The sequence below is a fragment of the Acidovorax sp. sif0632 genome, from assembly GCF_019218805.1.
Taxonomy (GTDB): domain Bacteria; phylum Pseudomonadota; class Gammaproteobacteria; order Burkholderiales; family Burkholderiaceae_C; genus Acidovorax; species Acidovorax facilis.
In genome coordinates, this window is record NZ_JAHUWW010000002.1 from 237,090 (window position 1) to 256,003 (window position 18,914).

Below are 18,914 nucleotides of genomic sequence, written 5' to 3' on the forward strand. Positions count from 1 at the left end.
GCGCACCGCACGCTGTCCGGCCACGACCCGGGCGGGTCGATTCCAAAGAGCGGGCAGTGCGGGGCTGGCCGCACGGTGCGGGAGCGCTCTGCGCCCCGAAAGTCGGGATTTTAGTTCACTTGGGGCGCGGCCAAGGCGGATCACGCAGTCGAGCGGCCGCCGTCATGCCCGGCCAGCGCGCCGGCCACGATCAAGCCGACCAGCAGCATCAGGGACAGCATCTTGACGCCGCTGGCCACCGTCAGCACTGTGGGCCAGTGGGCGAGGTGCATGTGCAGCGTGGCAAAGTTTTCCACGAGGTCCGACACCACGAGCGTGCCCATCGCCCAGTGTGCATGGCGCCAAAGGCCACCCAGGGCCCGGCCCTGCGGCACGGCCCGCGCGACCAACCGCCGCACGGCCCACGCCACCGGGTAGGCCAGCCACAGGGTGTAGCAGGCGAGCAGGGCCCAATCCAAGGCGATGACGCGGCGCACGCCCTCGGCGTTGCACATCACCTCCCAGCTGGCATGCCAGTGGGCCGACAGCTGAAAGCCCGTGGGCAGGATCTGCAGCCACAACGGCGCGGTATCCAGGTCGCAGGCGCGGTAGCCAGCGAGGGTGGTGATGGCGTATAGCACGGCTGTGGCGGCTGCCAGCGCTATGCCCATCCAGCGCCAGGGTTGCGTGCGCGGCACGGTGCTGGCGGGCACGGCGCCGCCCACCGGGCGGGCCGTGGGGTCGATGAAGTCGCTGGTCTCACGGCCACGGGCGTTCAGGCCGGTCCAGACCCAGTAGGGGCAGTCATACGCCTGGTCGTGCATGGCGGTGAGCGGGTCGCCGGGCTGCAGCCGGCTCTTGTCCACCCGCAAGCCGTGGGCAGCGGCTTCGTCCACCATCCAGGCCAGCGTGATGTTGGACAGCCCGTCGCGCGCGTACGAGCCGCCCACGTCGCTGTGCACGCCGCGGAACCAGCGCTGGTCGTAGCTGCGCCAGGGCTGCTCCTCGGCGGTGAAGTGCGGGTCTTCGTAGCGGCGGGGCGTGTACTTGCTGCGCGATTCATACAGCGACATGGCATGGCGCACGTGGGCAAAGCGCTTGCAGTCGAAGTCGGTGGAGTTGCTGATCTTGATGCTGCCCAGTCCGCCCAGGCCGATGGCCTCCACCGTGTCCCACACGCCCACGAAGTGCACCAGCGGCGTGCGGCCCAGCGAGAAGTTGTTGATCACGTCCTCCGCAAATTTCTCCCGGTCTTTGGTGCCAGCCTGGTTTTTGTGGCCGCGCGGCGCAAAGTAGGTGCGCACCAGCGTTTCGATGAGCGGCAGCCCCTCGGTGTGAATCAGGCCGTACATGTTGATCATCCCGGCCACCGACCGCGCCGTGAATGCGCCGCGCGAGAAGCCGAACAGGTAGATCCGGTCGCCCCGCTGGTAGGTATTGACGAGGAACCGGTAGGCCTCTGCGATGTTGGGGAACACGCCGTTGCCCAGTGCCAGACCTGCCAGTTGCCGCAGCTGGTTCTTGGCCTCGGACACGATGCCGTCCGCCGGGAACTCGTTGGTGGTGCCCACGCCGGGGTCGTAGTAAACGAGCTGGGTGGGCTCCTTGCCCGATGGGTCGTGGCCCTTGCCGAGCATGCGCAGCAGTTTGACCACGTTGGTGTCCTGCTGGTTGCCCAGAATGTTGCCGGTGCCGTCGAACAGCAGCACCAGGTTGCGGCCGGGCTTTTCGGCCCATTGCGCGTCCGCCGCGATGCACTGGGTCAGGATGTCCTCGCGGGTGGGGGGACGGTAAGCGGCGCGCGGTGGATTCGTGGCTACTGCGGCCGGTGTGGCAAATGCGTTCATGAAGTCCCCCCTCGCTCTGCAACCAATCATGACTGACGCAAACAGTGCTCAGGCAAGCGACACGCCCACGGCAAAGCCGGTTGCAGCATCCCGATTGGCGTAAGTCCTCAATGTATGTGCCGCAGATTCTGGGTGACTACTGCCGGGCATGGCAAGCAGGAAAGCGCCATTCGGGGGGGCGAGCCGGGGCTGGGGGCAGGCCCCTTCCGCCAACGTCAGATGCTTTGCGCTTGCAACCGCACGTCGCTTGCCGGGTAGGCCACGCAGGGCAGCACGCAGCCCTCGGCCTTTTCTTCGGCGGACAGGCCGGGCCACTCGATGGCATAACGCACTTCGCCTTCGATCAGCATGCCGAGGCAGGTGCGGCAGGTGCCGTTGCGGCAGGAGCTGGGCCAGTCGATGCCGCCTTGCTCCAGCGACAACAGCAGGGGCTGCTCGGGCCAGGCGTCACATTGCTGGCCGTCGGGCTCGACCTTGGCGATGAAAAAGGGGGCTGCGGTGGGTGTAGTCATGGGGTGCGTTTCTTCAAGCGTTGCGGGAGGCGTGTGTCCAAACCAGCAGCAGGTTGTTGGCGGGCATCGCATGCCGTGCGGCCAGTTGCAGGTCGGCCTGGGCGGCGACGGCGGCCACGTCTTCGATGCGGCGGATGCCCCAGTCGCCGTCTTGTGCGCGCAGGCTGGCGTCGAAAGACAGGTTGCCAGGCGCAGTGGGCACGCCATCTTCCAGATACGGGCCGTAGGTGACGAGGTGGCCGCCCGGCGTCAGGTGGCGGGCGGCGCATTGCATCAGCCCCGTGCAGCAGGCCCAGGGCGCGATGTGCAGCATGTTGGCGCAGTAGACCAGGTCGAACGACGCGGCGCCGAACGCCGGGCCTTCGCTGGGCCAGCGGTCATGCAGCACGTCCAGCCGCTGTGGCGCCCGCACGTTGCGGGCACCGGCCTGCTCGGCCCAGGCGGTGATCGATGCGAAGTGGGTGTTGTGCAGGTCTGTGGGCTGCCAGGTCCAGCCGGGCAGGGCGGTTGCAAAGTGCGCGGCGTGCTGGCCGGTGCCGCTGGCAATCTCCAGCGCGGCGCCGGTAGGTGGCAACAGGGCCAGCAGCTTCGCCAGGATGGGGCCCTGGTTGCGTTCGGCGGCGGGGCTGTGCTGGAGGGGGGCGGTGGTCACTGAGTATTTTGATATTTTTAGCCTCTAGCGCTTATCTGGTAGGCGCTAGTAGCTATGAAATAAAGAGCGCTTCGAAGAAGCCGACGGGGACTGTACCTCAGATGCTTTGTCCAGGCGGCGCTGCCTGTTTTTTAAGCGGCATAAGAAGTTTCCTTGTAAATCAATGACTTAAAACTGTCATACAAGGCTTGTTCAGAGTTATCCACAAGATTGTCCAGTCCGGGAAGGGATAACCGGGGGTTTTGGGGGCCGTTTGAGGGCGTTGACAGCGGGGGCGGATCGGGTTTTGTAATTGCCTGTTTTTTGAGCGTCATAAGGATATTCCTTGTAAATCAATCACTTAAAGCGTCCATACAAGGCTTATCCAAGGTTATCCACACCATTATCCAGTGCAGAACGGGATAACCATCGCCATGCTGTTCTGCATTGCCTAAAAATGAGGCAGTGCAGGGTGATTCTTTACAAATCAAGCACTTGGCGTTGTCATACAGGGCTTGTCAAAACTTATCCACATGATTGTCCAGTGCTGGCAGGGATAACCCGCAGGTGGTGGGCTCCGGGGTGTTCAGGGGGTGACCTTCACGCCCTTCCAGAACGCCACGCGGCCTTTGATTTCTTCGGCTTCGGGCTTGGGGTCGACGTAGAACCAGGCGGCGTCGGTGTTCATTTCGCCGTTGACCAGCAGCGACAGGTAGCTGGCCTGGCCCTTCCAGGCGCAGGTGGTCTTGTGGTTGCTGAAGGTGAAGTAGTCGCGGTGGAGTGCGCTTTCGGGGAAGTAGTGGTTGCCCTCCACCACCACGGTGTCGTCGCTTTCGGCAACTACTACGCCGTTCCAGACTGCTTTCATGGGAAATCCTTGGTAAAAATGGCCGCTGGCGCTTGATTTATAAGCGCTGTTAGCTATGAAATTGTGAGTAAAAGGGTGCCGCTGCGGCAGCAAGCCCCCGGAACGGGATTGCGAGGCCGATTATTCCCAATGCGCCGCAGCTGTGCACGGGCCTCTGGGAACGCAGGGTTTTAGGCGGATATGCCTTCATTTATTCAGTCGCCTGCGCAACCGGCGGCCAGCGCCGCGTGGCTTACAGTGCAGCGCGCGGTGCCCGCACATTGGGGATGGGCGCCAGAGGCGGTTTAGAGAGATGCGTTTCGTTTCTATTCCACTGATTGATGGACCAACCAAGACAACAGGACAGGAGAACCTTCACCATGGGTATTGATTTCAAAGGCCGTGTGGCGATCGTGACGGGCGCAGGCGGTGGCCTGGGCCGGCAGCATGCATTGGCTTTGGCAGCGCGCGGCGCCAAGGTGCTGGTCAACGACCTGGGCGGCGCGGTGGACGGCAGCGGCGGTACCGTGGGTGCGGCGCAGGCCGTGGTCGATGAAATCCGCGCTGCGGGCGGCGAGGCGCTGGCCAATGGCGCGTCGGTCACCGACTTTGCCGCGGTCGAGGCCATGGTGCAGCAGGCCATCGACGCCTGGGGCCGGGTGGACATCCTGGTCAACAACGCCGGCATCCTGCGCGACAAGTCGTTCGCCAAGATGAGCATGGACGACTTCCGCCTGGTGGTGGATGTGCACCTGATGGGCGCCGCCAACTGCTGCAAGGCCGTGTGGCCGCACATGGTGGCCCAGCAATATGGCCGCATCGTGATGACCACGTCGTCCACCGGCCTGTACGGCAACTTCGGCCAGGCCAACTATGGCGCGGCCAAGCTGGCCCAGGTGGGGCTGATGCAGACCCTGGCCATCGAGGGCGCCAAGTACAACATCCACGTGAACGCCCTGGCCCCCACGGCCGCCACGCGCATGACCGAGGGCCTGATGCCCCAGGAAGTGCTGGACGCCCTGAAGCCCGAGGCCGTGGTGCCCGCCATGCTGGTGCTGGCGCACGAAAGCGCGCCCACGCGCACCATCCTGTGTGCGGGTGCGGGCACGTTCGAGGCCGCCCACATCACCCTGACGCAGGGCGTTCATCTGGGCATTGGCGCTGATGTGCCCGAGCAACTGGCGGCCCACCTGGCCCAGGTGACGGACCGTGCCGGTGAGCAAGTACCACAAAGTGGCGCAGCCCAAGGAACCAACGAAGTTGGAAAGGCCTTGGCCGCAAGGGCTTGATTTCCCCAGAGGCGGGCCAGCGCTCAACGTGCTAAGTTCCGGGCCGACAGAAGTTGGATCGGTATAAACATATGAGCACACTGCACGAGAGACTGGCCGCCTACCCGGCGGACGCCCTGGGGGGGATTCGCCGCGGCATCGAAAAGGAAGGGCTGCGCGTGCTGCCCACCGGCGGCCTGGCCCTTACACCCCACCCGCTGGCCCTGGGCTCTGCCCTCACGCACCCGCTGATCACGACCGATTACAGCGAGTCGCAGCTGGAGCTGATCACCGGCGCCCACAAGGGCGTGCAGAAGTGCCTGGATGAGCTGACCGAGGTGCACCAGTTCGTGCACCACACCCTCAAGGACAGCGGCGGCGAGCTGCTGTGGGCCTCCAGCATGCCCTGCGGCCTGCCCACCGACGAGACGATTCCGATTGGCCGCTATGGCAGCTCCAATGTGGGCCGCGCCAAGAGCGTGTACCGCATGGGCCTGGGCCACCGCTATGGCCGCCGCATGCAGACCATCTCGGGCATTCACTACAACTGGTCGCTGCCGGGCGTGGACAGCGAGCAGTATTTCGCACTCATCCGCAACTTCCGCCGCCACGCGTTTGTGCTGCTTTACCTGTTCGGCGCGTCGCCCGCCTTGTGCCCCTGTTTTGTGGAAGGGCGCGAGCACCGACTGGAGCGCATGGAGGGCGGCAGCGCGCTGTACCTGCCCCACGCCACGTCGCTGCGCATGGGCCGCCTGGGCTACCAGAGCGACGCGCAGGCCACGCTGGCCGTGAGCTACAACGGCCTGACGGGCTACGCCAACTCGCTGCACGAGGCGTTGACCAAGCCGTACCCCGCCTACGAAACCGTGGGCGTGCGCAACCCCGGTGGCGACTACAACCAGCTGGGCACCAGCCTGCTGCAGATCGAAAATGAGTTCTACGGCACCATCCGCCCCAAGCGCACCGTGCGCACCGGTGAGCGCCCGCTGCACGCGCTGCGCGAACGGGGTGTGGAATACGTTGAAGTGCGCCTGATGGACCTGGACCCGTTTGTGCCCGTGGGCATCACCGCGCCCACCATGCGCCTGCTGGACGTGTTTTTGCTGCACTGCCTGCTGTCCGACAGCCCGCCGGACACACCGGCCGAAATTGCCGAACTCAAGCAGAACCAGCACCTCACCGCAGAGCGTGGCCGCGAGCCCGGTTTGCACCTGTCGCGCAACGGCCAGAGCGTGCCGCTGACCGAATGGGGTGCCGAGGTGCTGGCCGCCTGCGAGCCGCTGGCTGCCGCGCTGGATGCCACCCATGGCACCGACGACTACAGCACCGCGCTGCGCGATGCCCGCGCGCTGATGGCTGCGCCCGAGCGCACACCATCGGCCCGCGTTCTCGACAGCATCGTGCAGAGTCACCACAACAGCTTTGAATCCTTTGCCCGCCAGCAGTCCATCGCTGCGCGCGACGCGTTGCTGGGCCTGCCGTGGACGCCTGAACAGCAGGCGCGCTACCTGGCGATGGCAGATGAATCGATTGCCGCGCAGAAAGCCATCGAGGCGGCAGACACGCTGCCGTTTGAAGAATGGCGCGAGCAGTACATGGCGGTGAAGGAGCTCGGGTGATGGGGCACGCAGGCGTCAGGAAACTCCTGATTTGATAGCTGCTTGCGCTTATTCATCAAGCGCTAGAGGCTGTTTAGACGCTAATTTCAGCCTTGCAGCTGCAGCAGCGCCTCTTGCCGCCAGTATTCGGCCGCGTCCAGAAACCCCTCCCATACGCAGCCATTGCACCCGCGCCCACAGCAGGTCGTTGGCTCGGGCGGCGGGGTGCGCAGCGCAATGCCCATGTCTGCAGCGCGTTGCTGCAGCGACTGGAACATCTGCTGCGCGGTCGCGCCGTCCACAGCGCGGGCCGGGGTTGCCATGGTGAGTGAAGTCACGGCTTGTGGCGCCCGGACTTGGCGCGGCGCACGGCGTACTGCACCCCAAACGCAATGCCCAGCACCAGCGCAAACCAGCCCACCAGGGCCGCCTGGCTCATCAGATCGCGCACGCTGTCAGAGCGGGCGACGTACGGCGCCAGCAGGATGACCAGGCCAATCAGGGCCAAGGTCACGCTCTTGAACAGCAGATCCTTGTGGGCCTTGGTGGCGGTGGCTTTGCGCGGGGTGTCGAGAGGGGCTGGCATGAAGGTCAAACAACGCCGTGGCGTAGGGCAAGTGGGACCGCGATTATCCTTGCCACCCTTAGAACCTGTTGAACCAAGAAGAAAGTACCCCCGCATGGCCATCCAGTGGTTCCCCGGTCACATGCACCTGACCCGTAAAGCCATCACCGAACGCATCAAGGACATTGACGTGGTGATCGAGGTGCTGGACGCCCGCCTGCCCGGCTCCAGCGCCAACCCGCTGCTGGCGGAGATCACCGGCCACAAGCCCACGCTCAAGGTGCTCAACAAGCAGGACGTGGCCGACCCCGAGCGCACGGCGCAGTGGGTGGACTGGTACAACGCCCAGAGCGACACGCGCGCCTTGCCACTCGATGCGTCCGACCCGGCCCCCACGCGCAAGCTGATTGACGCGTGCCACCTGCTGTCGCCCAACCGGGGCGGCATGGCCAAGCCCATGCGGGTGCTGATCTGCGGCGTGCCCAACGTGGGCAAGTCCACGCTCATCAACACGCTCAGCAACAAGCGCCAGGCCAAGACGGGCGACGAGGCCGGCATCACCAAGCTGGAACAGCGCATCACCCTGGCCGACGACTTCTACCTGTGGGACACGCCCGGCATGCTGTGGCCGCGCATTGTGGTGCCCGAAAGCGGCTACAACCTGGCCGCCAGCGGCGCGGTGGGCCGCAATGCCTACGACGAGGAGTTGGTGGCGCTGGAGCTGCTGCGCCGCCTGCAGAAAAACTACGCCCCACTGTTGGAGGCTCGCTACAAACTGGGCCTGCCCGAGGGGGCCGTGGCAACGATGCACGACGAAGAGCTGCTCGAAGCCATTGGCCGCAAACGCGGTGCCATGCTGGGCGGCGGCAAGGTCAACCTGCAAAAGACAGCCGAGATCGTGATGACGGATTTCCGCACCGCCATCCTGGGCCGCATCACGCTGGAGACGCCCGCCGAGTTTGAAGCCTGGCGCGCTGCGGGCCTGGCCGAAGACGCCAAGCGCCAGGCCAAGAAGGATGCGCGCGCCAAGTCCAAAGGCAAGGGCTCGGGTGTGCGGGAGCCTGCGCCGGGCAGCGACGACGGCACGGACTGACCGGGTTCCCGGCGCATCCCAGCGGGCGCGCAGGATGCCCGCCGTCGGCGTTGCGTGGCCGCCGCTGCTGGCGTTTTGCTGGTAGCCGATCCGTAAGAACTTGAACAGGTTCTAAGGCTGCGGTTACGATGGCCTTCCCCCCTGCAACCCCCGTCGCCATGGCCGAAGCCCCCGCTGTTCCGCTGCCCGACCACGAAGACGCCACCACACGCCATCTGGTGCGTGTGGCAGGGTGGGCCGTGATGCTGCTCGGCGGCGTCATCGGCGTGCTGCTGATGTTTGACGACCCCGTGCAGCCTGCGCGTGTGGCGCTCAATCTGGTGGCGGGCCTGGTGGGGGGCTCAGCGCTGTGGCTGGCGCGCCAGCAGCGCTGGACGCAGGCGGCCCACCTGCTGGTGTGGGGCGTGTGGGTATCGGTGTCGCTGGTGGCGGCCCGCAATGGCGGTGTGAATGGCCCCAACCTGCTCAACTACCCGGTGATCATCGTACTGGCCGGCTGGCTGCTGGGGGCCAGGGCCACCCTGACGCTGGTGGGGCTCACGGCGCTGCTGTTCCTGGGGTTCATCTGGGCCGACATCCAGGGCATGTTCAAGCCGGTGCAGGTGGCCAACCGGGTGGCCGGTGCGGTGTACCTGGCAGGCATTCTGGTGCTGACGGCAGCGGCCACGCTGCTGTCGCGCCGCAACTACATGAGCCGGGTGCAGGAGGCGCAGCAGACCGCTACCAACCTGGCTGCCAGCGAGGCTGCACTGCGCAAGCTGCTGCGGGCGGTGGAGCAGAGCCCCGAGAGCATCGTTATTACCGATCTGAAAGAAGACATCGAGTACGTGAACGACGCCTTCGTGCGCCGCACGGGTTATGAGCGCGATGAAGTGGTGGGCAAGGCATCGGCCGACTATTCCAGCAATGGACTGGCGCCCGCGCAGCGGGACGGCCTGCGCGCCACCCTGGCACGCGGCGAGAGCTGGGCGGGCGAGCAGGTCAACCGCCGCAAGGACGGCGCCGAGATTGCCGAGGCCGTGGTGGTGGCCCCCATCCGCCAGCCTGACGGCCACATCAGCCACTATGTAGAGCTCAAGCAGGACGTCACCGAGCGCAAGCGCGCAGCGCAGGAAATTCATCGCCTGGCGCATTTCGACAGCCTCACCAGCCTGCCCAACCGCTTCACGCTGATGGAGCGGCTGTCTGCGCTGCAGGGCCGCGCGGGCCGCCCGCCCACCACGCAACACGCGCTGCTGCTGCTGGACCTGGACCGCTTCACCACCTTCAACGATGCACGCGGCAGCGAGATGGGCGACCGCCTGCTGTGCGCCGTGGCGCTGCGCCTGTCCGAGATACTGCCCCCCCAGGGCCTGCTGGTGCGTGTGGCGGGCGACGAGTTTGCCGTGGTGCTCCACGGCCTGGGCGCAGACGCCTCGCTGGCGGGCCGGCGTGCCCTGGCCTTTGCCGAAAAGCTGCAGACAGCGTTGCTGCGGCCGCTGCACCTGCAAGACAACGACACCGAAGAAGCCCAGCTGGGTGCTAGCGTGGGCATCACGCTCTATCCGCAAAGCGCCAACGATGTTGCGCACGACGCCCTGCGCCGTGCAGGCACGGCGCTGCACCGCGCCAAGCAGGCCGGTGGTGGGCGGGCGGCCTTCTTCGAGCAAGGCATGGGCGAGGCGGCTGAGCAGCGCTTTCGCGTGGAGCGCGAGCTGCGCCAGGCCATCGGTGCGGGCGAGCTGCGGCTGTACCTGCAGTCGCAGGTAGACGTGTTGGGCCAGATCACCGGGGCTGAGGTGCTGGTGCGCTGGCAGCATCCGCGCGACGGCCTGGTGGCGCCGGGCGTGTTCATCCCCGTGGCGGAAGAGTCGGACCTGATCGTGAGCCTGGGCGGCTGGGTACTCTCCCATGCCTGCGCGCTGCTGGCGCAGCCATTGTTTCAGGAGCGGCGACTGCGGCTGTCGGTCAACCTGAGTGCCCGGCAGTTCCGGCAGGCGGGTTTTGTGCCGCAGCTGCGCGCCATGCTGGCTGCCAGCGGCGCCGACCCGCGCCTGCTCACCCTGGAGGTGACCGAAGGCCTGGTGATCGACGATTTTGACGACGCCGTGGCCAAGATGGGCGAGTTGGCGGCGCTGGGGGTGGACATGTCGCTGGACGACTTTGGCACGGGCTATTCGTCGCTGGCCTATCTCAAGCGCCTGCCGATCCAGGAGATCAAGATCGACCGCTCCTTTGTGCGCGACGCACCCACCAATGCCGACGATGGAGTGCTGGTGGAAGGCATCCTGTCGGTGGCCCGCCACTTCGGCCTGCGCGTGGTGGCGGAAGGGGTCGAGACCCGCGACCAGGCGGATTTCCTGAGCCAACGTGCTCCCGACATCGTGTACCAGGGCTACCTCTTCGGGCGCCCCGAGCCCGACACCGACTGGCTGGCCCGTGCAGCGCTGGTGGGCACCGCCACCGTGGAGGATGAAGGCTGAATTTCAAGCAAAAATAGCTGCCAGCGCTTATTGGTAAAGCGCTGGCAGCTATTTTTATGATAGCAAACGGCTTGTCGGCGCATGCGCGCCTCAGCGCAACGGCCTGCGGGTGCTTGGTGACTTACTTGTTCTTCTCTTTGCCACGCGGGATGACGGCGGTCACCGGTGGCATGGGGCGGTCAGAGCCGCCGCTTTCCTTGGGCAGCGAAGTGTCCTTCTTGGGTTTCTTTGCCATCTTGTTGCTGCGTTGTTCGCCTTTGGCCATGGTGCCTCCTGTAAAGGTCTCGGAATGGGACCGTGCCGGGATGGTACGTCACAAACCGGCCCCTTTCAGCGCACGGCGGGCTGCGCCGCAGCGGGGTTCGCTGCCGCAGGCTGCGCTCGCAGAGCCAGGCGCTGGTCATGCGCCAGCGCCAGGGCGTTGAGCACCGCGATGCTCCCACCCAGCGCGCAGGTGGCGCCCCAGCCGCCCCATAGCCAGGCCACGGACCCGAGCGCCGACCCGCTGGCCGCGCCCGTGAAGTAGCTGGTCATGTACACCGCGTTGATGCGCGCACGGGCCGTGGGGTCCAGCCGGTAGATCACGTTCTGATTGCTGATGTGCACGCCCTGCAGCGCCAGGTCCACCACCAGCATGCCCACTACAAACCACACCAGGCTGGTGGCGCCCAGCCAGAGCGCGCCCCAGCCCAGCAGCAGCAACCCCACCGAAACGGCCGTGGCCACCTGGGCCTGACCACGGTCGGCCATGCGGCCCGCCACATTGGCCATGAGTGCACCGGCCACGCCCGCCAGCCCCACCAGGCCGATGCCCGCATCGCCCAGGCGGTGGGCAGGCCCCGCCAGCAACAGCGCCATGGTGGAGAACAACACGCTGACCGACGCAAACGACAGCCCGCCCAGCAAGGCCCGGCTGCGCAGCCGGGGGTGGCGCAGGGCCAGCGTGCCCAGAGAGCGCAGCACCTGGCCATACCCCTGGGCCCGCCCAGCGTTTCGCGAGCGGGGCATTACCCACCACAGCGCCAGCGCCACGGCCACCATGGCCACGCCCGCCACGCGGTACACCAGCGTCCAGCCGCCCAGTTCAGACAGCAGTCCTGCCACACTGCGCGCCGCCAGAATGCCCACAAGCAGCCCGCTCATCACCATCCCCACCGCGCGCCCACTGCGGCCCGTTGCAGCCAGCGTGGCCGCCAACGGCACTAGCACCTGCGCAGCCACCGAGAACAGCCCCGTCAGCACCGTGCCCAGCGCCAGCAGGGCGTAGCTGCCCGCAAACCCGCTGGTGAACAGCCCCAGGGCCGCCAGCAACATCAGCGTGGTGATGAGCCGCCGCCGCTCCAGCATGTCACCCAGCGGCACCAACAACAACAAACCCGCCGCGTAGGCCACCTGTGCCAGCGTGACGATGAGCGCCGCCGAGGCGTCACGCACCTGCAACTGCGTGGCAATGGAGTGCAGAAGGGGCTGGTTGAAGTAATTGCTGCCCGCGCACAACCCGCAGGCCACGGCCATGAGCAGCAGCACCGGCGTGCTGAGGCCTGTCGCCTCTGGGTGGGGCGTGCTGGGCGGTGTGGTGGATGCGGAGCGGGAGTGCGGTGGAGTGCTCATCTTGGGGACAGTGGTTGCCTGGCGTGGTGTGCATGCACAGCTCATGCCTGCATCACTGCTGTGGCCTCGATTTCAATCAGCATGCCGTCAAGCGCCAGCCGGGGCACCGGGATCAGCGTGCAGGCTGGTGCCGCCCCATCGGGCCACAGGCTGCGCACCGCCTGGCTGAACAGCGCCAGCCGCTGCTCGGTGTGGTCCACCACCAGCACGGTGAGCTTGGCCACGTCATGCACGCTGGCCCCCGCGCCTGCCAATGCGATACGCAGGTTGGTGAACGCCTGGCGCAGCTGCTCCCCAAAGTCGGCAGACAGCTGGCCCGCAGCGTTCTCGCCACCTTGGCCCGCCACAAAGACAGTGCGTGCCGGGGCGGGCGCCACCACCACATGGGTGTAGCCATTGGCACGCGGGTCGTACAGGCCCGGCGGGTTGATGAAGCGCAGCGCGGAAGTTGCCGTGGCGGGGCGCTGGGTTGTTGCGGTATCAAGGCGCATGGTGCAGAAATCCTGAGAGGGGATGTGAAGGTGAAACCCACGGCGGAATTGCCGGAAAGCCTGGGCGACCGCAGTCGCAGCGGCATCGGCGGCGGTTGCAAGGGCTTCGTGGGTTAGTATCAAACCTCAAGTTAAATTGAGGTCAATCGCCGTGAAGAAAGCCCTTGCAGAAGCTGTTGTGAAACCAGGCAAGCTCCGCATTCCCGTCGCCCGCGTGGTAGCGGACGCGCAGGCTGACCCGTCCGAGCTGTGCGAAAAATCCGAGCTGTCGGTGGGCGAGGTCGCCAGCCGCAGCGGGCTGGCCGTGTCGGCCCTGCATTTTTATGAATCGCGCGGGCTGATCGCCAGTGTGCGCAATGCGGGCAACCAGCGGCGCTACCCGCGCTCCGTGCTGCGCCGCGTGGCGGTGATCAAGGTGGCGCAGCGCATGGGCGTGCCGCTGGCCGCCATCGCCGAGGCCTTGCAGGCGCTGCCCGCCGGGCGCACGCCCACGGTGGCCGACTGGCGCCGCCTGTCCGCCCGCTGGCGCGACGATCTGGACGAGCGCATCCGCACGCTGACGGCGTTGCGCGACCAGCTGGATGGATGCATTGGCTGCGGTTGTTTGTCGCTCAAGGTCTGCCCGCTGCGCAATGCGCAGGATGCGCTCGCAGAGGAGGGGCCTGGGCCGCATTTTTGAGAGGCGATGTGTGATTTGCTGCGCCCGCCGACGAAAGGGACGCATGGATTCCTGAAGGTCCTGCCCATTCATCCCCTCAATCTGCTCCGCCCGCGCGTGCCCAGGCCCGCCACCGCCATCACGCATGCGTTGAGCCGCTTCCGACTGCTGAAGGGCCCAGACCAATGCCTTTTGATCGTCATTCATGCTTGTCTCCCGTTGCGTAATTCGGTACTCCATCTGCGGCCGCCCTTGCGGGGGCGGGACCTGCGGTGGATGTATGGGGTATCGGCATGAGCCGTCACGCAAGCCCGAATGACTTGCGCAAGCCCTTCCCGACAGGGCCTGCGGGCATGAAGCGGCGCAGTTTGGCCAGCATCGACGCTTCACCCTTGGGTGTGTGGCGCATTTTCCAAGTCCCCAGCGCGGCACGGACGATGGTGCCGGCCACGCCCTGGGGCGGGGGCGCCTTCTGCACGTTGCTCTGGATCGCTTGCGACACGACGTCCAGCTCCTTGCTGTAGTCAGCAATCCGGGCCACCGTTTGGGGCGCGTTCAGATCCAGGTTGGTCTTGGTGAAGGAGGGCTCGACCAGCGAGACGCGGATACCGAATTGGCGCACTTCGTGGTCCAGCGTTTCAGCCAGCCCTTCAACGGCGTGCTTGGACGCTGAATAGAGAGCCATGTAGGGCGCGGGCAAAAATCCGAGCACCGAACTCACATTGACGATGCGGCCAGAGCGCTGCCCGCGCATGTGCGGCAACACTGCCTTGATCACGCGCAAGACGCCGAAGAGGTTCGTGTCAAACAGCTTCTGAGCCTCCTCCACAGATGTTTCTTCCGCAGCGCCCAGCAGAGTCACCCCCGCGCTGTTGACCAGCACGTCGATGCGTTGGGCTTGCGCGATGATGGTCTGGATGCCGCTTTCAACGGACATTTCGTCGCGGATGTCCATCTCAACGAGCGTCACGTTGGGAATGGCGTGCGCTTTGGCGGTGTTGCGCACGGTGCCGAAAACCCGGCAGCCCTGTTCGGCAAACTTCATGGCGGCAGCACGACCGATGCCCGAGGACACGCCGGTAACAACGACAACTTTGGATTTCGACATGGCAGTTCCTTTGATAGTGAGATTCGCAAGGGGAATCAGATAGATGCAGGCGCGGGGGCTGAGCGAATGGGCCGGATGCCGAACCAGATCGAATACATCGCGGGCAGGAACACGAGCGTCAGTACCGTGCCGGCCAGCGTGCCGCCGATCAAGGTGTAGGCCAACGTTCCCCAGAACACGGAGTGCGTCAGCGGGATGAACGCCAGGATCGCGGCCAGGGCGGTGAGGATCACCGGGCGGGCACGTTGCACGGTGGCTTCCACCACGGCGCGGAATGGGTCGAGTCCGGCGTCTTCGTTTTCGCGGATCTGCCCGATCAGGATGAGCGTGTTGCGCATCAGAATGCCGGACAACGCGATCAGGCCTACCAGCGCATTGATGCCAAAGGGCTGTTGGAACAACAGCAGTGTCGGCACCACGCCGATCAGGCCCAGCGGGCTGGTCAGGAAGACCATGACCATCCCCGAGATGGAGCGAACCTGCAGGATGATGATGAGCAGGGTGGCTGCCAGCATGATCGGGAAGATTGGCAGCATGGCGACCGTCGCCTTGCCGGCTTCCTCGATAGAGCCTGCTTCCACGATGCGGTAGCCGCCAGGCAGCTTGTCCATGAGGGGCTTCAGTTGCTGGGTGATGGCCGTGGATACGTCCGGAGGCTGCAAACCTTCGGCAATGTCGCCGCGCACCGTGATCGTCGGCGTGCGGTCACGCCGACGCAGGATGGGATCTTCCATGCGCACATCGACCTTGCCCACCTGCGACAGCGGGATGCGCTGCCCGCTCGATCCCACCAGCGACAGGCCCGAAATCTTCGCGGGGTCGAGACGGACATCGCCTGCGGCCCGGCCCATCACTTGCACCGAGCGGATATCCTCGCGCACCTCCGTCAACGGGGCTCCGCTCAGCAGGAACTGCAGCTGCAGCGCCACGGAGCTGGAGCTGAGTCCCACGGCATTGAGGCGGTCCTGGTCGAGTGTGAAATGCAAGGTCGGAACACGCGGGCCCCAGTCCGTGTTGACGGTGCGCATCATCGGGCTGGCCTGCAGGACCGCCTTGACCTCGGCGGAAATCTCGCGCAGCTTGTCCAGATCGGGCCCCATGACGCGGTATGCCACCGGGAAGGGCGAAGGCGGGCCAAACACGATTTGCGTGACACGCACCCGTGCCTCCGGCGCCAGGCCATCTGACACCGCATGGCGCAGTCTGAATTTGAGCTCTTCCCGTTCCTTGTCATTGCCGGTGAGCACCACGATCTTGGCGAACGACGGGTCCGGCAGCTCGGGCGACATGGCCAGGAAAAAGCGCGGGGCACCCTGGCCGATGTAGGCGGTCACGACCTTGGCCTCCTCCTGCTTGGCCAGCCAAGCCTCCACCTTGGCCGTCGCAGCGCTGGTTTGTTCGATGGACGTGCCGTAGGGCATCTGCACCTCGACCAGCACTTCCGGCCGGTCGGACGTGGGGAAGAACTGCTTCTTGACCAGCGCCATCCCCAGCACCGACACCACAAACAGGATGACGACGGAGGCTGCAACAATCCATTTGCGCGCAATGACGCGGCCAAGCAGCTGACGGAACTGGTTGTAGCGCGGTGTGTCGTAAATGGTGTCGTGTCCGCCTTCGACCTTTTTGAGGTCAGGCAACAGCTTGACGCCCAGGTAAGGCGTAAAAACCACCGCCACCACCCAGGACGCAATCAATGCAATGCCTACGATCCAGAACATGTTGCTGGTGTATTCACCCGCCGTGGAGCGTGCGAAACCATTCGGCATGAAGCCAATGGCTGTGACCAGGGTGCCAGAAAGCATGGGGGCTGCCGTGTGGCTCCAGGCGTAGGCCGAGGCCGCCACACGGCTGTAGCCTTCTTCCATCTTCACCACCATCATTTCAATGGCAATGATGGCGTCGTCCACCAGCAGGCCCAGGGCCAGGATGAGTGAGCCCAGCGTGATCCGGTCAAAGTTCTTGCCAGAGGCGGCCATGATCACGAACACCGCCGCCAGCGTCAACGGCACGGCGGCTGCCACGACGATGCCCACACGCCAGCCCATGCTGACAAAGCAGACCACCATCACGACGAGCAGGGCGACGAAAAACTTGACCATGAACTCGTCCACTGCCGAGCTGATGTTGACGGCCTGGTCGGTCACCTTGGTCAGCGTCATGCCCACGGGGAGTTCTGCATTGATCTTGGTGACCTCGGCCTCCAGCGCTTTGCCCAGATCGAGCCCGTTCCAGTCGTCGCGCATCACGACGCCCAGCAGCAGGGCTGGCTCGCCGCCGTTGCGCACCAGGAAGGTTGCGGGGTCTTCATAGCCGCGCTCGATAGTCGCCACATCCGACAGCTTCAGCGTCCGCCCCTGCGCGATGATCGGGGTCTGCCGGATCTTCTCCAACGTGTCGAACGCGCCATCCACACGCAGGAAAACCTGTGGTCCCTTGGTTTCGATGGAGCCTGCGGGCGTCAGCACGTTCTGGCTGTTGAGCGCGGCAAAAATGTCCTGCGGCGCCACGCCCAGCGTGGCCAGGCGATCATGGGAGAACGAGACGTAGATCCGCTCGGGTTGTTCCCCAATGATGTTGACTTTCTTGACGCCCGCCACATGCAGCAGTTGCTGGCGCAACACTTCCGCGTCGCGGACCAACTGTCTTTGGGGTTCACCCTTGGCCTTGAGGGCGAAGAGCGCAAAGGTCACGTCTGCATATTCGTCGTTGACCATAGGGCCGATGACGCCAGCAGGCAGTTTCCTCGCCTCGTCGCTGATCTTCTTGCGAGCCTGGTAGAACTCCTCCTGCACTTGCGACGGCGGTGCGCTGTCCAGCAGCGACACCATGGTGAAAGCCAGGCCGGGGCGGGTGAAGGTTTCTGTGCGGTCGTACCAGCGCAATTCCTGCATGCGCTTTTCCAGGGGTTCTGCAACCTGGTCCTGCATCTCCTGGGCCGTGGCGCCAGGCCACGCCGTAACGATCGTCATCTGCTTGATGGTGAAAGGCGGGTCTTCAGCGCGCCCGAGTTTGGCAAACGCGAGAATGCCTGCTGCAGAGATCAGGAAGATCAGGAACAGGGTGATGGCGCGCTCGCGCACTGCGAGCGCCGACAGGTTCAAACGGCCTTCGCTCACGGACGTGCTCCTTCCTTCGGAGCAGCTGCCGCAAGATCTGCCAGCCGGACCTGCTCGCCTTCGCGCAACAGGTGCGCACCCAGTGCGACGATTCGCTCCCCGGGCTTGATGTGGCCCGTCACGTAGGCGCCTGCATCGTCCAGGCGCTGGACGGCCACCGGCTGCCAGGCAACCTTGGCCGGTTCACCGCGAAGCACCCAAACTCCTGGGCCCTTGCCCGCATCGAACAAGGCGCCGATGGGCACTTGCAGGCCCGCCGCCGCAGAGGACTTTTCGTCCGGAATGCGAACCACCACCGTGGTGCCCAGGGGCGCGTTGGCCAAATCCCCTTCGAGCACATAGCGGGCCTCGAAGGTGCGCGTCACCCGGTCTGCCGAGCTGGAAAGCTGTCGCAGCTTGGCCGAGACGGCGGCCTCCTCCTTGCCAAACAAGGTGGCTTGTGCCTGCGACCCTATGGCGGGGCGCAAAGTCTCCGGCAGCTGCACGAGCGCTTCGCGGCGGCCTGCATGGGCCAGGCGGACTACCGGTTGCCCGGCGCTCACCACCTGTCCGGGTTCGGCCAGCGTTTCCACGACGACGCCGTCGCCGTCTGCCACCAGTTCGGCATAACGGCTTGCATTGCGGGATACATCCGCCTGGGCTTCGGCCGCACTGAGCTGCGCCTGGGCTGCGTCTGCAGCCGCCTTCACCTGGTCATAGGCCGCAGCGGAGATAGCGCCTGTGCCGCGCAGGTCGCGGTACCGTGCTTCATCGTCCGCCGTCTGGCGAGCACGGGCACGCGCAGCGGCCACAGCCTCTTGCTGCGCATGGGCGGCCAGTTTCAGATCGACCGCATCGATGCGCATGAGCAGCTGCCCGCGTTTGACGGTCTGCCCCGCATCCACCAGCCGTTCCAGCACCTTGCCCGAGACGCGAAAGCCCAGGTCGCTCTGCACCCGGGCCGCTACGGTACCCGTGAACGCCCTGGAGGCAGCTGCGGCCTCTTGAACAATGGCTGCGCGCACCAGCGGCGCTTCGGTGCGTGGATCGGAAGAAGCCTTTTCGCCGCAGGCGACCAGCGCCAACGGCAAGGCAGAAATGAGAAACAGAGTGGCGAGGCGAGGCCGAAGCATGAAAGTCCCTTGT

At 65.5% G+C, this 18,914-nt stretch carries 18 protein-coding genes; 5 read left to right on the plus strand and 13 right to left on the minus strand.

Features of this window, described 5'->3' with window-relative positions; genetic code table 11:
- Positions 1-140: 140 nt before the first annotated feature.
- The 5 genes from KW832_RS06135 to KW832_RS06155 form a co-directional block, all read right to left on the minus strand.
- The gene (locus KW832_RS06135; RefSeq protein WP_218299234.1) at positions 141-1,826 is read right to left on the minus strand and encodes a DUF2235 domain-containing protein; all 1,686 of its coding nucleotides are present in this window, start codon (positions 1,824-1,826) and stop codon (positions 141-143) included.
- Positions 1,827-2,041: 215 nt separating this feature from the next.
- Positions 2,042-2,338, minus strand: coding sequence for a 2Fe-2S iron-sulfur cluster binding domain-containing protein (locus KW832_RS06140; RefSeq protein ID WP_218299235.1), 297 nt, complete (start codon positions 2,336-2,338; stop codon positions 2,042-2,044).
- A gap of 13 nt (positions 2,339-2,351) precedes the next feature.
- Positions 2,352-2,990: a DUF938 domain-containing protein gene (locus KW832_RS06145; RefSeq protein WP_218299236.1), complete on the minus strand. Its 639-nt coding sequence runs from the start codon at positions 2,988-2,990 to the stop codon at positions 2,352-2,354.
- A gap of 131 nt (positions 2,991-3,121) precedes the next feature.
- Positions 3,122-3,304, minus strand: a complete 183-nt coding sequence (locus KW832_RS06150; RefSeq protein ID WP_218299237.1) for a hypothetical protein — start codon at positions 3,302-3,304, stop codon at positions 3,122-3,124.
- Between the two features lie 251 nt (positions 3,305-3,555).
- Positions 3,556-3,837, minus strand: coding sequence for a DUF427 domain-containing protein (locus KW832_RS06155; RefSeq protein WP_218299238.1), 282 nt, complete (start codon positions 3,835-3,837; stop codon positions 3,556-3,558).
- A gap of 359 nt (positions 3,838-4,196) precedes the next feature.
- Between KW832_RS06155 and KW832_RS06160 the strand changes: the two genes are divergently transcribed.
- Together KW832_RS06160 and gshA are read left to right on the plus strand one after the other, a co-directional pair.
- Positions 4,197-5,105, plus strand: coding sequence for an SDR family oxidoreductase (locus KW832_RS06160; RefSeq protein WP_218299239.1), 909 nt, complete (start codon positions 4,197-4,199; stop codon positions 5,103-5,105).
- A gap of 71 nt (positions 5,106-5,176) precedes the next feature.
- Positions 5,177-6,703, plus strand: a complete 1,527-nt coding sequence (gene gshA / locus KW832_RS06165; RefSeq protein ID WP_218299240.1) for a glutamate--cysteine ligase — start codon at positions 5,177-5,179, stop codon at positions 6,701-6,703.
- An 86-nt stretch (positions 6,704-6,789) separates the two neighbouring features.
- Here the strand turns inward: gshA and KW832_RS06170 are convergent, their stop codons facing one another.
- Both KW832_RS06170 and KW832_RS06175 read right to left on the minus strand, forming a co-directional pair.
- A complete protein-coding gene (locus tag KW832_RS06170; protein WP_055398886.1) occupies positions 6,790-7,005 on the minus strand; it encodes an oxidoreductase-like domain-containing protein in 216 nt (71 codons plus the stop codon).
- A gap of 11 nt (positions 7,006-7,016) precedes the next feature.
- Positions 7,017-7,268, minus strand: a complete 252-nt coding sequence (locus KW832_RS06175; protein ID WP_218299241.1) for a hypothetical protein — start codon at positions 7,266-7,268, stop codon at positions 7,017-7,019.
- A 94-nt stretch (positions 7,269-7,362) separates the two neighbouring features.
- Here KW832_RS06175 and ylqF point away from each other — a divergent pair, with 94 nt between their 5' ends.
- Together ylqF and KW832_RS06185 are read left to right on the plus strand one after the other, a co-directional pair.
- A complete protein-coding gene (gene ylqF / locus KW832_RS06180; protein WP_218299242.1) occupies positions 7,363-8,340 on the plus strand; it encodes a ribosome biogenesis GTPase YlqF in 978 nt (325 codons plus the stop codon).
- A gap of 158 nt (positions 8,341-8,498) precedes the next feature.
- Complete coding sequence (locus KW832_RS06185; RefSeq protein ID WP_055398881.1) at positions 8,499-10,802, plus strand: bifunctional diguanylate cyclase/phosphodiesterase; 2,304 nt, start codon at positions 8,499-8,501, stop codon at positions 10,800-10,802.
- Between the two features lie 121 nt (positions 10,803-10,923).
- On the opposite strand, the gene KW832_RS06190 is transcribed toward KW832_RS06185, so the two are convergent.
- The 3 genes from KW832_RS06190 to KW832_RS06200 form a co-directional block, all read right to left on the minus strand.
- Positions 10,924-11,067: a hypothetical protein gene (locus KW832_RS06190; RefSeq protein ID WP_199727021.1), complete on the minus strand. Its 144-nt coding sequence runs from the start codon at positions 11,065-11,067 to the stop codon at positions 10,924-10,926.
- Positions 11,068-11,132: 65 nt separating this feature from the next.
- Positions 11,133-12,413 (minus strand): MFS transporter, encoded by a 1,281-nt coding sequence (locus KW832_RS06195; protein WP_370628639.1) that lies wholly within the window; start codon positions 12,411-12,413, stop codon positions 11,133-11,135.
- A 41-nt stretch (positions 12,414-12,454) separates the two neighbouring features.
- Entirely contained in the window at positions 12,455-12,904 is a 450-nt protein-coding gene (locus KW832_RS06200) for a RidA family protein (RefSeq protein ID WP_218299243.1), read from the minus strand.
- A gap of 214 nt (positions 12,905-13,118) precedes the next feature.
- Here KW832_RS06200 and soxR point away from each other — a divergent pair, with 214 nt between their 5' ends.
- Complete coding sequence (soxR, locus tag KW832_RS06205) at positions 13,119-13,583, plus strand: redox-sensitive transcriptional activator SoxR (protein ID WP_304505251.1); 465 nt, start codon at positions 13,119-13,121, stop codon at positions 13,581-13,583.
- Between the two features lie 280 nt (positions 13,584-13,863).
- Here soxR and KW832_RS06210 read toward each other — a convergent pair whose 3' ends face one another.
- Genes KW832_RS06210 through KW832_RS06220 form a run of 3 tightly spaced genes read right to left on the minus strand, consistent with a single transcriptional unit; the run spans position 13,864 to position 18,901 of the window.
- The gene (locus KW832_RS06210; protein ID WP_218299244.1) at positions 13,864-14,670 is read right to left on the minus strand and encodes an oxidoreductase; all 807 of its coding nucleotides are present in this window, start codon (positions 14,668-14,670) and stop codon (positions 13,864-13,866) included.
- Between the two features lie 35 nt (positions 14,671-14,705).
- Positions 14,706-17,789 (minus strand): efflux RND transporter permease subunit, encoded by a 3,084-nt coding sequence (locus KW832_RS06215; protein WP_218299245.1) that lies wholly within the window; start codon positions 17,787-17,789, stop codon positions 14,706-14,708.
- Positions 17,786-18,901, minus strand: a complete 1,116-nt coding sequence (locus KW832_RS06220) for an efflux RND transporter periplasmic adaptor subunit (RefSeq protein ID WP_218299246.1) — start codon at positions 18,899-18,901, stop codon at positions 17,786-17,788. Before KW832_RS06220 ends, KW832_RS06215 begins: the two co-directional genes overlap by 4 nt.
- Positions 18,902-18,914 lie beyond the last annotated feature (13 nt).